At 37.1% G+C, this 15950-nt stretch carries 10 protein-coding genes; 4 read left to right on the top strand and 6 right to left on the bottom strand.

All coding sequences use genetic code 11. The annotated features are described in order from the left end of the window. Nucleotides 1-136: 136 nt before the first annotated feature. From WC644_09745 to WC644_09720, 6 genes are all read right to left on the bottom strand, one after another. Complete coding sequence (locus WC644_09745) at nt 137-2029, bottom strand: carboxypeptidase regulatory-like domain-containing protein (GenBank protein ID MFA5012217.1); 1893 nt, start codon at nt 2027-2029, stop codon at nt 137-139. Between the two features lie 480 nt (nt 2030-2509). After that, nucleotides 2510-4129: a YCF48-related protein gene (locus WC644_09740; protein MFA5012216.1), complete on the bottom strand. Its 1620-nt coding sequence runs from the start codon at nt 4127-4129 to the stop codon at nt 2510-2512. A gap of 540 nt (nt 4130-4669) precedes the next feature. Then, a complete protein-coding gene (locus WC644_09735; protein ID MFA5012215.1) occupies nt 4670-5788 on the bottom strand; it encodes a serine hydrolase domain-containing protein in 1119 nt (372 codons plus the stop codon). A gap of 6 nt (nt 5789-5794) precedes the next feature. Beyond that, nucleotides 5795-6898, bottom strand: coding sequence for a M23 family metallopeptidase (locus WC644_09730; protein ID MFA5012214.1), 1104 nt, complete (start codon nt 6896-6898; stop codon nt 5795-5797). A 12-nt stretch (nt 6899-6910) separates the two neighbouring features. Then, complete coding sequence (locus WC644_09725) at nt 6911-7999, bottom strand: glycerol dehydrogenase (protein MFA5012213.1); 1089 nt, start codon at nt 7997-7999, stop codon at nt 6911-6913. 259 nt (nt 8000-8258) lie between these two features. After that, a complete protein-coding gene (locus tag WC644_09720) occupies nt 8259-11129 on the bottom strand; it encodes a T9SS type A sorting domain-containing protein (protein ID MFA5012212.1) in 2871 nt (956 codons plus the stop codon). Between the two features lie 173 nt (nt 11130-11302). Between WC644_09720 and WC644_09715 the strand changes: the two genes are divergently transcribed. The 4 genes from WC644_09715 to WC644_09700 are packed head-to-tail and all read left to right on the top strand — an operon-like array spanning nt 11303 to nt 15940. After that, a complete protein-coding gene (locus WC644_09715; GenBank protein ID MFA5012211.1) occupies nt 11303-12886 on the top strand; it encodes a hypothetical protein in 1584 nt (527 codons plus the stop codon). Nucleotides 12887-12906: 20 nt separating this feature from the next. After that, nucleotides 12907-14310 (top strand): DUF5723 family protein, encoded by a 1404-nt coding sequence (locus WC644_09710; protein ID MFA5012210.1) that lies wholly within the window; start codon nt 12907-12909, stop codon nt 14308-14310. Nucleotides 14311-14312: 2 nt separating this feature from the next. Further along, on the top strand, nt 14313-14936 hold the full coding sequence (locus WC644_09705; GenBank protein ID MFA5012209.1) for a GNAT family N-acetyltransferase: 624 nt from the start codon (nt 14313-14315) through the stop codon (nt 14934-14936). Nucleotides 14937-14974: 38 nt separating this feature from the next. After that, entirely contained in the window at nt 14975-15940 is a 966-nt protein-coding gene (locus WC644_09700) for a DUF6588 family protein (protein MFA5012208.1), read from the top strand. The last annotated feature ends 10 nt before the right edge of the window (nt 15941-15950 follow it).

Genomic DNA, 15950 nt, shown 5'->3' with positions numbered 1-15950 from the left:
AGCGAACAATAATAAACAGGGATATAGATTTATTAGAATTACATCAGAGTAAGGACGCACTTGATTTACGAACAAAAAAGGCGATTCTGATGAATCGCCTTTTTGTTTTTACCTAAGCAATATTTTTCACTAATAATTACTTAATAAGAGTCATTTTCTTTACAGATGTGAAATCACCTGCCTGCAGTTTGTAGAAATACATACCGCTTGGAAGAGATGATGCGTTGAAAGAAACACTGTAAGAACCCGGAGCGAGATTTTCGTTAACCAGAGTCGATACTTCTTTTCCGAGGATATCATAGATTTTCAGAGAAACGTTTCTCAATTCAGAGACACTGAAGCCAATAGTCGTGCTCGGATTGAAAGGATTCGGATAATTCTGATATAACGAGAATGAAGAAGGAGATTCAGGATTACTGCCGATACCGGTTAAATTATCAAATGTCATAATGAATGCCAATGTCTTAAACAAATTCGTGTTATAGTCGATGACAACGCTATGATTGCTTTGATTCATATAATACATTTTATCAGACAATACAGTATAGTTACCCGGTAATAATCCTTCTACTTTGTAGATACCGTTTTGGTCTGAAACAGCATAATTTACGATATTATTATTTTCATCTAAAACATAAACAACTGCACCGATAATGTTGATACCAGTATTTGTTTTAACAGTTCCGCTAATTACTGCAAGACCTGTGTCCGGAAGCGGAATTACTCTAAAATCGATATTACTTACAATACCCGTAGAATCCACAATAACGGAGTCTGCCATCATCCAGTTTAAAGTAGGAACGTGATCGTACCTGAAGTATGAAGGTCTATATTCACCGAAAGGTTTTGCGAACAACTTATACTTTCCGGGGATCAAATTATTTATAACATAATTTCCTAGTGAATCGGAAAGAACGTTACCGTTTCTATTGATGTTAGTAATACTCGGAGTAATATGACCATATCGGAATGCCATAACTTTTGACATAACACCGATTGTATTTGCAGTATCTTTTACCTGCCCCGAGATTCCGTTCGGGAATACGTAAACATGCTGCAGAACGAAGTTTATGTTTGCTATATTACTGTTAACAAAAATCTTATCTGCTTCGAGGAGTGTACTCTTGTTATCCCAGTATTCCGGCAGATAATCAAAATTCAGCGGTTTTACGAATACAACCACGGAATCGCCGCCTCTTACGTTGAGCGAATAATTACCGAGAGAATCTGTCATAGCTCCGTATGAATAGAAGTGAGTATTGTTACCTCTAACTTTGTAGGCATGAACTCTGCTTCTGACAGGATTGTTCAAAGAATCCTTTACTGAGCCTGATAAGTTAAAAATGACAGGAGGAGTAAGAGGAGCAAGACCAATATTAATATTAACAGTATCATTTTCTGCGAGAATAATCTTATCAGCTGTCTGAATGTTAGGCTTATTGTTATAATATTCAAATCTAAATCCTTGTTTCGTAATATAAGCATAATATTGACCGACATTGAGAATAGCTTTAAACTTTCCGAGACTATCAGTATTAAACATAATACAATGAGTATTCGGTGTAGCAATAGCCGCAAAAAACTTGACCATAGCTCCTTTAACAGGTAGGTTTGTAGAATCATTGTAAACAATCCCTGTTACGACTGCTTTAACAGGCGGAGGCGGAGGGATGAGAGTAACCTGGACGGTATCAGAGGAAATACTCAGGACATTATTAACGACAGCTTTAACGAAATATGAATAAGTCTTATTCATCTGAACATTATAATCATTGACGAACTTACCATTTACATTACTGAATCTCTTCACAAATACTCCTGTATCACCTATTGCGCCAATTTTTCTGTAAACATTGAAACGCATACTTAATACAGGATGCACCCAGCTTACTTTTACGAATAGGTTGGCATTGGGTTGGACCATAACTACAGCTTTTACACTGTCAGGAGGAACAATTTGTGTCTGCCCCTCAATAACAAACACGGATAAAAGAAAAAGGGGAACAAAAAGTAAAAGTAACTTTTTCATTTCTTATGGGTTTAAAAGTTTAAAAAATATATAATTGTTTTTTTAATGACTTACATCCGTTTAAAAATCAATAAAAGGATAACAAAAGTCAAGATAAATTTTGTTGATTATTATTTTTTGTATGAGTTTAATATTTCTTGAAAAACATATTAGTAACGGGTATTAAGTAATTAAGAATAAAGTAATAGAAGGTTATTATGTAAAAAGTTGGTAATATATGTCATAAATTTTCAGTATACTGAAACACTAAAAAAGGGGGCTATCCCAAAAGGTCAGCCTCTTTTTGTTTAATGATGCATATAAAAATTAGTGAAAGAAATATAGAAAATCTACCTTCCCAAGCAAGAGCTTGGGAAGGAGATTTAAAATGAGGTGTAAAATTCAACGTTTAATATGAAAGAGGCTGACCTTTTGGGACAGCCCCTTTGTTTTTCCGACATTTAAAAGGTAAACAGAAATAATGCCGGAATTTATAAACAATTATTTGATGAGGAGCATACGTTTAACATCGGCGAAATCGTTAACCTGAATTTTATAGAAGTAAGCACCGCTCGTTAAATTTGAGCCGTTGAAATCGACAGAGTAGTGTCCTGCGGATTTAACTTCATTAACAAGATTCCTGACTTCCCTACCGAGCATATCGTAAACTTTAATAGAAACAAGACCCTGTTTAGGTAAAGCAAAATTAATTTTAGTTGTCGGGTTGAAAGGGTTAGGATAATTCTGGCTGATAGAATACTTATTAGGAATTTCAGAACCAATCTGTGAAATACCGACAAAGCCATTCGTGCTTGTATAGTAGAGAGCACCTGAAGCAGCAGACCCAATTTCACCCACAACGACACCCACAGACTCTTCCCTAAGAGATACACCGTACAAATGCCTGTTTTCGCCGTTCAACTGGTCAACAAAAGTAATTCCTCCATCGTTAGCAGTCATAATTTTTCCGTTATCTCCGCAAACTGTAACAATATTTTCATAATTATCAATAGAGCGAAGGTGTTCACCTGTGAGGTACTGAACATTAACGCTCCAGGTTTTACCCCAGTTTGAAGATCGCAGGATTGTTCCGTTATTACCGCAAATCATAGCAATTGCAGGAGACAGGAAAACCACATCGTTAAGATAATCGTAACGGTTAGTATTTCTCACAACCCACGTGGAGCAGTGATTGGAAGTATTCCAAACCTTGCCATCAGTACCACAAATGATACCCCTTCCGTCAGTGAGATATTCAGGTGAAAAAGCGATAGAGTGCATAGTGAACGGAATATCAAATCTTTGAGTAAATGAAGTACCCCCGTTAAATGTTTCAAAATAGGTACCCGCATATCCAATAAAAATTGCATGGTCTAAATCCCCAGGAGGAACACCGATACCTCTGATAGTATGGTCAGGAGTATCAAAAGGTCTGACGACTGACCAAGTATCTCCGTAATCCGTGGATTTGATAATAACACCGCCCATACCTGCAGCCCAGACGACACCTTCTCGGTTAGGGTCGAATTTTACATCGTTCATCCAGATATTAATGTTGGAATAAGTAACAGTCCATTCTTCACCTGCATCCGAAGTTTTGATAACAATACCGCCCTGACCGACGGCGACTCCAATTTGAGAATTTAGTTCAGAAAAGTCAACTCCAAACAATGAATAAGGAACACCAGTCTGGTAAAGAGTCCATGGAATAGAAGGTGGCGGCGGTGAAGTTGTGAAATTCCAAACAGAAGATGACGGACCCCAGCCTGATTCATCGCCAGCAAAAACACGCCAGTAATAAGTTGTACTATTACCAAGCACACCTGCACTGGGAGTGAACTTAGAATTTACGAGAGCATTTTTATTAATTACGTTTGTAGAAAAGTCGGCAACGGTAGAAACCTGAAGTTTATACTTCGTCGCATTAGGTACATCCGCCCAATCGAGCAAAGGACGCAATTGAATAGAGTTTGCATTGTTAAGCGGCTTTAATAATACGGGAGGAGTCAAATCCAACAATGAAGGATTTGTACCTGCGTGCGCACTCTGCCAATTAAATAAGGTACCTGATAGTGCTGCAAAAGTCGTAAAAATAATTACGGCTGTTAAAAGTCTTTTCATAATAGCAATATTTTAATTTAAGTTAACATATTATATATTATATAAATAACATAGTTATCATTTGTCATCGAAAAATATATAATCCCCAATGATAAATTTAATTATAATCCATATCCGCATAATAGTGTCCGTTAAAAGTTGCATAATGCGAAAAAATGAACAAATCAATATTTGAATACAACCATTATTACAGCAAATACTGAGCCGAATATTTTGCTTGAAAAATGAACGTTTTTGATGTTATTTAAAGTGATACAATAGTATGCAGACTTTATCTTAAGCAAACCAACTATGTTATTTGCAGTCACATTGAATTTAAAGATAAGAAACTATGGGGGAGATTGGAATACTGATTACGCGAATCAGATGGTTTGTGAAGATAGAATTATTTATGGGGCAAAAACCTGATACTATGGGATATTATAAGTCCGTTGCCTAAATGCAACGGCAACTTTTTATCGGGATTTTATAAATCCGTTGCCTAAATGCAACGGTAAGATTACACGAGAGAATATTAGTTCATAAAAGTTTATTTATTTACTAATAGTCGTTGCCGTAGAGAATCCGTAAATAGGTCATTAACAAGTCTTCGACCTGTGTTTCACGCAGGAGACCGTTATAATATAATATAATGGTACAGTCTTTTTCATTACTATGATACATCGAGGTCATGTAACCCGGCAAATCGCCCGAATGCCCGTAGAATGATCCATGACGGATTAGACCGAGACCGTAACTATCTTTTGCATTCAAATAATAAAAATCTTCGTTAAGACGTTTTTGCTGAAGTGAGTCAGGAAGTAATCCACCGCGTACAAGAGCTTCAACAAATCGTTGGAGTTCACGCGGTTTAGAATAAGCAGAACCGGCAGCCCAACCCCAAGAAAGGTCGAAGTATTCGGTTAAATCCTGCCCCGGAACATAGTCGATAAAGAAGTACCCTCTTCCGTGAAGTCCCGGCAATTCAGTACCGCTTGTGAGAAAACCAGTATTAGGAAGATTTAATTTTTGAAAAATTCTTGTATTGATTTCATGTTCAAGAGAATTATTTGTAATCTGCTGTATTATTTTACCAACAAGAATAGTGTTTGTGTTAGAATAATTGAATCCTAAACCCGGAATTGAATCGAATCCATTTGCGAATCCCTTGTCTATAAGCTCATCTACAGACCAGATTTTTAGCGGATTTGCCCACATCTCTGAAAAGAAATCAGGACCGGTATAGTTGCGGATTCGGCTTGTCATATTGCATAGCATCCTTATTGTAATACTGTCAGATTTTGGATATTGCGGATAGAACTTTGAGAGTTTATCGTTTAGTGTCAATTTCCCCTCGGAGACGAGCTGAAGTAAGACGGTAATGGTCATTGTTTTAGTAACACTTCCAACGCGGAAATTAAAGTTATAATTTGATGCGATACTATTCTGCAAATCTGAATAACCGGAAGCATAAATCCAGTCGAAGCCGCGTTTTTTATCAACGACAAGAGCAACAACACCAGGAATGTGAGTATTATGAGTAATAGAATCAGCAGAATTTTTCAGCTGAGAAATAATTTCGTTTACATTAACATACGGCGAAGACGATGAGAAATCGTCACTGCATGAATTAATTAGCAGAAGTAAAACTACTAATATAACCGCATATAAGTGTTTCATATAAAATTATTTAATATTTACGATACTTGTTTCTTCCATCATTGAATTTGTAACTGTGATTGAGTCCTTAAAATCGGGATTTAGGTATTCACGGATTTTTGTGTATTCTTTAATAACAAAAGGAATACTTGCAGACATAAGGAAATCTGGACCATCATTTACAGAAAAATGAAGGTGAGGCATTGTAGAATTACCCGAGTTACCGAGAAGAGCAATAGGCATCCCCTCTTTTACGCGTTCACCCTTCTTGAAAAGAATGGACCCGGGAATGCAGTGAGCATAAACGGCATAAAAACCATTATCGAGTTTCAGTATTATATGATTGCCTGCATACTCTTCAATATTGTTAAACGTAACGTCCTGAGCATCACCTTTATTTTCTTTCTGACCTTCGAGAACATGATAAACCACACCGTCACCTACCGCGTAAAGAGAATTGCCATAACAGAAATAAGAAGAATTCATTTTCGGGTCACCTTTTGAAAACTCATTATTTTCATTTATTTGAACTATATCCGAGGCATAACGTTCGCCGTACCCAACTTTACCATGCATGAAAAACAGTGTAAAGAAATGGTACTGCAACGTTGACTGATTCATAAAAATATAATCATTGCCTTTAACTGGAGAAGAGATTACCAAAGGTTTTTCGTCCTTACGCGGGGAGAAAGTACCTCCTTCAACGATTAATTCTTTATTGTTCACGGTATCTTTCATGAAGAACTTATGCGAAACGTCAGAGGGTAAAGGATTATTAATTGGAATGGGGAGTTGTATAGACATATAATAAGCATCTATTTTATCGAAAGTAATATCTTTAGAAGAAGGCAGCGGGTCTGTATAAATTGGCGGTAAATCATCTTTCTCAATCGTAAAAAGCTCTGCTTTAGAGTTATTGTCCAGCACAACAACTTTCATGAGAATAAGACCTTCATTTTTCCATTCCCACATTTTTAAGGTGTAACCTATACGAGTATATTTTTCAGTAACAAACGGAACATCATTCATGAATATTTCAATTTTTGATGCTGACTTATCAGAGTAATCTTGAAATGCAAAAGAAGTTAATACAGCCGTGACAGCAATTAATAATACAATAAGTTTTTTCATAATTTTACAAGTTTAATTAATTTTTCTTAAATTTCCAAAAGAGTCTGCGATTAGCATAGCATCGAGAACCTTATCGACAGTAACTATGCAGGATTCATGAAAAATGGAAGAACCCTCTATACATGCATTTTCAGCAGCCTTCATTATGTAATTTCTATCAATTTTAGTAATTCCAAGTTCTGATAATGTTGTTGGCAATCCGATTGACTCGCAGAATGAATAGACTGTGTTTATTTCTTCCGAAGATGCTGCATTAAGATGTAGTCCAGTAAGGACTCCGAACGCTACTTTCTCACCGTGATAATATCGATGAGTCTCTTCGAGAGCAGTAAGTCCGTTGTGAACGGCATGAGCTGAAGCAAGACCGCTGCTTTCAAAACCGATTCCGCTAAGGAGTATATTGGCTTCAGTTATGTATTCAAGTGCCAGGGTGATTTCATGGTTTTCGTTTGCAGTTTTTGCGGAAACACCATATTCCAGAATTGTTTCGTAACACAACTTTGCGATGTGCAAACCTGCTAGAGTTGTTAAACCGCCGCATTCGTTTTTTGATTGCGAATTCGCACAAGACCTTGCTTCGAACCATGTAGCAAGAGCATCACCCATACCTGCAACGAGAAACCTGACCGGTGCATTAGCGATAATATTCAAATCAACAATAACTGCAGAAGGATTTTTCTTCTGATAGTGGACAGCTTCGAAGACACCTGAGGGTGTGTATGTAACAGCACAGCCGCTGCAAGGTGCGTCGGTAGATGCTATAGTTGGAACTACTATAACAGGAATATCTGCCCTATCGGCTGCAATTTTAGCAGTATCAATAACCTTGCCTCCACCAGCGCCAATTATGACATCGATACTTTTCGATTTAATAATATGTGCAATTCGGTTGAGTTCATCCTCACAGCATTCACCGCTGAAAAGCTCGAAAGGAACATTCATAATTTCCTGAGATGCGAATTTGGGAAAGATATTATTCTTAACAGATTTTGAACACAGAATTAGTCCTTTGGAACCGAAGAGATTAATAAGTTCAAGTAACTCAGTGATAGCACCTTGCCCCTGAATATACTGACCCGGAAAAACAGCTTTCTTATTCATCAATTATTTTATTTAATTTCTGGGGTATAAGCCGCAAGTAAAAATTATGGTATTATTTAAAAATATGCAATGCAGATTGGGAAAAGTGAGTAAGTGTCCCGAATAGGTGTAAGGGATAGTGAAACAGCGGAAATTTATAAACTTTATGTGTATGTTTAGGATGAAGGATGAAATGGAACGGAATAATCCAAAAAAAGGCGGTCAATGAATGACCGCCTGATTAATATTCATGAATGTACAGGAATAAATTTATCGATAATTATTTGATTAACATCATTTTCTTAATATCGGTAAATCCTTCTGATTGCAGCCTGTAGAAATAGACACCGCTTGAAAATTCTGATGCGTTGAAGTCAACTGTATAGCTACCGGCTGACTTTACTTCGTTTACGAGTGTTCTAACTTCCCTACCGAGTACGTCGTAAATCTTTAATGTCACGAGTCCTTGCTTCGGAAGAGCAAAGTTTATTTTTGTCGCCGGATTAAATGGATTTGGATAATTCTGGCTTAAAGAGTAAACATTCGGAATCGTTGAGCCGACCGGATTAATGCCTACTGCAGTATTAATAACAAAGCATACATTAGGACGGGTTGATGAAGTTGATGTAGCTGTAAGACTACAACCAACAGCATTGTCAAGGTGATTATGAACAACAGTACCAGTCTGCGATGTTCCTGCGACTGTACTATTGCTTGACCAATCAGAATTATCAAAACAAATTTCAACAAGAAGATTACCTGTTCCATTCCAGTAGTAAGGCGTAGCAAGTTCAATATACTGTAGTCCGCTACCCGGAGGTGTGTAAGCAGACGATGTAAATACTTCACTCCATCCGATATTAGTCCAGGATGAAATGGTGGAAGCAGTTATAGTCTGCATCTTTACTGAAAAACCATTCATTGCCGGTGAACCTACGGTCAATATAGTAAACCCAATTTTATTTATAAATCCAGCGCCACCGCCTCCTGCGATAATTTCATCGGCTTTGTATAATATCTGTGTTCTCGAATCTTCGTAAAGTGTATAGAATGGATAACTTGTTGAAGTTGTACCTGTACCGATACACGATGTAGCCTGTGAAATAATCTTAAAAGTCCTCAAGGTAGTTGAATCCGTATTATGTGCGGCAGAGTTATCACGAGCAAAAACTCTATAAAATATCGAATCTCCAGCCTGAACGTCACTACCTAAAGAATTGAAAGCAGCAGAATATGTTGAGCCCCCTGAATTCAATAATTTAAACTGTTTAACACCCGTGCCTGTATTATTTTTGTACCACTTTACCCATGCTGAATCAACACCGATATTATCAGTAACTGTAGCGGTTACGGTTGCGGGCCATAAAGTTTTCGGTACGTCAGTAAGTGTCGTATGAACTATAACAGGTTTTGTAGTGTCAGGAGCTGCTATAAAAGAAACCGTGTTTGCGGGTGCTCCTGAAGGATAAGTTACAGTTCTGTTTAATGCGTCAGTTGCAGTCATGTAATATCTATAAAGACCTGCGCCCGAAAGCGGAAGATTAGCATTCCAGTTATCACCACCGCCGTTTGTCATTGTAACGTTTGAGGTTAAAACAGGATTATCTTTTGAGTAATAAAGTTTAACTGAAGATGGAGTAATCGGACTACCTGCGGGAATAATTACACAGTTAACTTCTCTGTTTCCTGAAACTTGCTCCGTATTACCGAGTGCCGTATGAGTTATTGCAGGACCGATATCAACTGAAGCAGTCCATGCCTGAAAATTACCGAATTTATTATCACACCAGAAAGGCCAAATTTTGTTATTTCCTGAAGTGATACCAATATAATCACCCATATATGTACCTGAGCCGCCTTCACCGCGCGGTCTCCAGCGATGGTCGGAAATTAAAATATCAGTCCACGTTAATCCGCCGTCGATTGAACGTGACATGTATGTTTCGCATGAATCGCCATATGAAGGATAATTTCTATTATCATAATAAACAACATTAACACCGCCGTTTTCATCAACTCTGATTGCAGGGAAGAACTGAACTTTACCGTTGTTCATTGCATCCTGGTTGACTCTAATACCTGCTGACCAAGTAGTACCGCCGTCAGTTGAACGATGAATAACAACGTCTGCATCGCTGCCTGCGGGTGCAAGATTGACCTGAGGTAGAACAATATAAATATAACCATTGTATGGTCCGCCGCTTCTATCAACACCAATACGCGGGAAACCGTTAACTCTGACACCCCAGCCATTGTATGAGGATGTACGTATACCATTACCATCAAAAGCATTTTCTGTAACAGTCCAGTTTGCACCGCCGTTTGTTGACTTTGCAAAACCATAGTAATCTTCAGTGTATGGACTAGATGAGAGTGGTGCTGCCCAAGTTACGTAAATAACACCGCCCGGACCTGTAATAATATCGCAGCCCTGCGAGTAATGATTTGAAGGAGGATTATTAATTTGAGACATTGTGCTCCATGATACACCGCTATTAGTTGTGTAAGAAAATACTATAGGAGGATTAGAAAGAGCAAAGTTACTCCAGACTGTGTAAGACCTTCCGTAGTAAGGACTTGCGGGATAGTCGTCAGTTCCTGAAAAGTTTTTATCTGAACTAACGCTAGTAATTGTATATGGCATCGACCAGTTTACGCCGTAATTAGTCGAATACTGACCGTACATAAAAGTCGTACCCGTAGTATTTAATGACGTAAAAACAATGACACCATTTTTATCAATAGTAGGTGCAGGGTCAGAAGTTGATCCAGGCTCGTTCGGCATTAAATCCGTGCCGTACCAGTTAAGACCACCGTTAGTTGTAACGTAACAACCCTGACCATAAGTAGAGCCGACGCTTGTATTTGCTGAACCAAACATAAAGTTCGGATTTGCAGTTTGACTTACGAGAACAACTTCATTCTGCTCGTTTGAATTCGGTAATACCCTGATATTGGGACTGACCGCCATTACACCCATCGGAGTATAATAAAGTGTCTGCTCTTTGTTTGGATTTTCCCAAGAAACGAATTTCTGAGGAAGTTTATTGTAAATCCCAAGAGGTTTTGAGGTTTGTGACCATTTTTCCTGAGAGAAAGCGATATTGCACACTAATGCGAGCAACATCAGAGAGAGAAACAATTTCTTCATTTTTTGTTATTTTAAATTGATAAAGGGAGATAATTTAGCTATAAATAATCTTAAGTTAAACGCAATTAAGTCTATCCTGAATGCGATTGCAATCCTTTGAAACAGCAATAATAATTTATACATTGACATTTAGCTGTAGAATAAAAAAATTAGTCGAAATTAAAATCATGAATATGAATATATTAAAATTACGCTTAAGATTTATAATAGTACTGATATCATTAATACCCTTAATATCGCAGTCTGGCTGTGATATAAAAGAACCGACAGCCCCCGAATGGGATATAACAGGCAATTTACCAATCATAAACAGGTATTATTACATTTATGATATGCTTAAGCATTCAACAAATATACTGTACGATAGTCTTAACAGTAACGTCATACTGACCGGAACAACGGCAAATACTGACCTCTTCAGTGAAATTAAATCAGACGGAGTTGGTCAGTCATTTTATAACGTACCGACAAACCTTACACAAGACTCTACGATATTTATTCAATTTGATGATTCTACACAGGCATCATTTATAAGTTTTCTGAGCGGTGAGTTAATTTTAAAATTCTGGGGAGCATCTATTAATTCTTACACAGTTAATTTTTCTTTAGAAAACCTTCGTTCGAGGAATGATACAACATTGAAATACACTAATACAATACAGGTACCCACAAATACACAAAGGCAGATAAATATTCCCTTACTTAACTGGGTATATAAATCAAACAACGGGGTATCGAATATAATATCATTGAAGTTAAGAACGATCTCAAACACGAATGAACCCACAACGTTTAGCTCGGAAGTCACTCCGTATACTGTGGAAAGAATCTTCGGCAGGATAAAGCCAACTTACATTGAAAGAGAATACAGCAGGACAGATTCTCCTTTTGGTACTGACGTACCAGAGGGATTTATAAATTTTGCCGATGTTGACGGTAACAACACATACATTTCATTAAAAAGATACGAGAATAATTACCAGCTTGATTTCGAACAGGTATCAATACAGGGTGTGAATAAGAACGGCAACAAGGTTAATTTAAGGTATAATCCCGGAGGTAATCCGACGATGAATGATACACTATTCAACCTAAAACTGGACAAGGATAAGGATTCGAGTGTTTTTTATTTAACAAACTTAAACAGTAATGTTGCAGAATTTATCGGCAATATTCCAAAAGATATTTATGTGGCAAAGACAATTTTAATTAATAAGCCATATACTATCGGGAGCACAAATTATCTTGACAGCTTTTCAACCAATACGAATTTTTCCGTTCCGATTAACATGAATATTTCGCAGACAAATGCTGTAATTCAGGAAGACACGACGGATTTTGGTATAAGCGATGAGGACCAGAGGAAGAAAATGCAAAACTGCCAGAGTATGGATATTGAATTAAGAATGTTCAATGCGATTGCTTTATTTGCTATATCAAAAATAGAAGTACTTGACTCATTCAACGTACCTTTGTTTTCTTTGTCTCAGATGTTAGGCAATTCATCTGATTCCACTATATGGGTAAACCGCGCACCAGTGGATATTAACGGGTTTGTAAACGGCATAAGTCTGCAGACATACAGGACGACTGTACCAAAAGAAGTAATAGATAAATTACTTCGAGCAGGGAAAGTTGTATATAATACAAGGTTCTATACTGATCAAAATCCAACATCTTACATTCGAGTTGTCAAAAATGATTATACGAAGCTATTGGGTATCGGCAAAGTAATTTACAGAATAAAGGAGGATTAAAAAACAGAATGAGAATACTTATGAATAAACATATTATACCTTTAATAATTATATTTATCGTTTTCATTTCCGATTCATTTGCCCAGTATCAGTTTACTGTGCGAAATTATTCTATGGGCAGGGCTTCGACAGCAGCTTCGTACAGCATAGATGCTATAGGTTTTAATCCCGCAAATATTATCAACCAAAGAAGTATTGATACGAGTGTTGTAGATTTTAGTGTTGCGACCAATTTCGGATTTATGTTCGACGCAACTTTTGCTCCTTTGAACCTGCTTGACCAATATTTCACAAAAAATGCAGACGGGTCGAAAAAATACTTAAACTCAGATGATAAAAACGATATTATAGAACAGGTTGGAAACTCCCCTATTAATTCTATCGGGAATATTAAACCTATATCTGTAGTTGTAAGAACGAAAGCCGGGACGTTTGGTTTTGGGATTGAAGAAAGAGTTGGAGGACATTTTTATTTTGACAAGGATTTTTTAGAAGTGGCATTCTTTGGTAATGAAGTAAATAGAAAATATGATTTCTCCGAACTTGATTTTAATACTTCGTGGACGCGGCAGATATCATTCTCATACGCAAGAAAATTAGATATTAAGAACAATAAAAACTTTAAGTACATTAATCTGGGTGCATCATTCAAGCCTCAACTTGGTTTCTACTATTCTGAAATAATTAATAACAACCTTTGGATATTCACGAATGACAGCAATCAAATCTCCGGTTCAGGAAGGATGACCTTGCTGTATTCAGGTATTTCATCCGAAAGAAAGTTAAAACCGCCTCTGAATAATGCGGGTTTCGGATTGGGATTCGATGTCGGATTATCGACAACACTTGAAAACTTTTTCAATATCGGAAAACTTAATCTTGGTTTCAGTGTTACTGATATCGGCTATATAAGCTGGAAATCAAATGCAGCAAATTACTATTACGACGGAAGTTTTTTAATTACCGATATAACGAAGAAAGAACAGCTCGATTCGCTTGAAGATGTTATTAACGGAACGAGGTCTCCTATTAGCGGTTTTACAAGGATGCTCCCGACTACAGTCAGAATTGGTGCACAGTATAAATACTATTCGGATAAACAAATGAGAAACGGTAAAACTCATTCAGAGGATATGGAATTAATGAGTTTTGCGCTTGACTACATCCAGGGATTTACTGACAATTACGGCGGAACGACAACTCCAATCGTTGCGTTCGGATATGAGATTAATCCGCTAAACTTTCTTTCGGGAAGACTTGGTTTGGTCGCCGGTGGGCGAGAGAAATTTGAGCTTAGTTTTGGTTTGGGTGTAAATGCAGGAGCGTTTTCGATGGATTTCGGAACGTACAACATACTAAGCGTATTTGCTCCAAAAAAGACTAAGAATTTCTCACTTGGACTAAACATGAATTTTAAAATTTAGAATTGGAAAACAACATCAAGATAAAATCTGTAGAAGAAGATTATGAGGAAACGGTAAATATATTTACTGAAGGGTTCATGGAATATCCTTTGCATCTTTTACTTTTCCCTGAATATAAAGAAAGAGAAAGGATTACGAGATGCATATACGAAATGATGGTTTATGATATTGTACCAGGTTTAAACTTACAGTTAAAAGGTTTGTATTTCAGAAATCAGGTTGCAGGATGTCTAATTTACACTAGACCCGATGTAAAAGAATGGGATGATAAAATGAACGAGGCAGTTAAGAAGATGAGAATAAAAGCAAACAATCCAAATGTTAAACACATCGGTGAATATGCCATGAAAACCGCATTGTATAAACCTAAAGAAAAGCACATATATTTAAATGAACTCGCAGTGAAAAAAATATACCGCCAAAAAGGATTCGCACGTTTGCTCATGGAGAGTGCTGAAGATGATGCTTTAAAGTATCCGGAAACTCAAAAAACAGTGCTGGATACTACGAATATTTTAAACGTTGAAATTTATAAAAGGATTGGCTATAATGTGTTCCATGAATTTAATTTCATGGAATTGACAGGTTATACGATGGTTAAAGGAATTAACTCAAAAGAACAATAAAGTAATTATTTAACAAATCAAATTATTAGGGAGAACAATTGAGAAAACTTATTACTTTTCTATTTGTACTGTTTATCAGTGCAGGCGTAACCAACGCTCAGAATCTTGAAGAAAAACTTCAGAAAGTCGGTCCGAATTATGCGAAACTTTACCTCCAGCCACTCGTTGATGCTTTAGGAACAAACCTGAATTCGAATTACTTTTTTGACGCTCATGTACCGTTTGACAAAAAAGTACCTATAGGCTTCAATGTTGGTATCAGGTTTAGACTTATGAACACTTTCATGAGCAGCGACGACCAAAAATTCAGTTACAGTTATGCTGATTCGATTGTTGCAGGCGGAAGTTACACTAAAGGTACTTACAGAGTCCAGGATGCACCAACAGCAATCGGGGAAAAGACTGCAGCCATTGGAAAGTTTTACGACGATAACGGTAATTACGTATCTGGACAGGATATTACGTTAATCGGAGGAGTACTTAAAACAACATCCGTACCATTCTTTATTCCGGAAATTACTTTTGGAACTCTGTACGGAACGGACGGTTCGATAAGTTTCCTGCCGAAAATTAAAGTCGGCGACGTCGGTTCTGTCTCTTATTTTGGATTTACGCTCAGACATAATCTTAGCCATTACTTTCCCAAAAGTCCTGTAGACTTTGCAGTGCAGGGAGGTTATCAGGGTATGAATTTTACAGAGCCCGATAACAACGACCTCTGGAAGTCAGGAAATTTCTTCATTAACGGACAGGTAAGCAAAACCTATAAATTCCTCACAGGATATGCCGCACTTCAGTATGAAAGTTTTAAAGCCGACTTCTCTTATAATTATGTAAGCTCAAATGGTACGAAAACACCAGTGAAAGTAACAGTTGACGGGAATAACAATTTCAGGTTTGTAATAGGAGGAACGGTTAGAACAGGTTTCTTCGCATTCAATCTTGACGCAAATATCGGTAAAAGGTTTGCGATTTCATCGGGTATTAATTTTATAATTTTATAAGAGATTAAAG

The sequence above is a fragment of the Ignavibacteria bacterium genome (assembly GCA_041649015.1).
Taxonomy (GTDB): domain Bacteria; phylum Bacteroidota; class Ignavibacteria; order Tepidaquicellales; family Tepidaquicellaceae; genus CAIKZJ01.
This window is presented reverse-complemented; position numbering and strand designations above follow the sequence as displayed.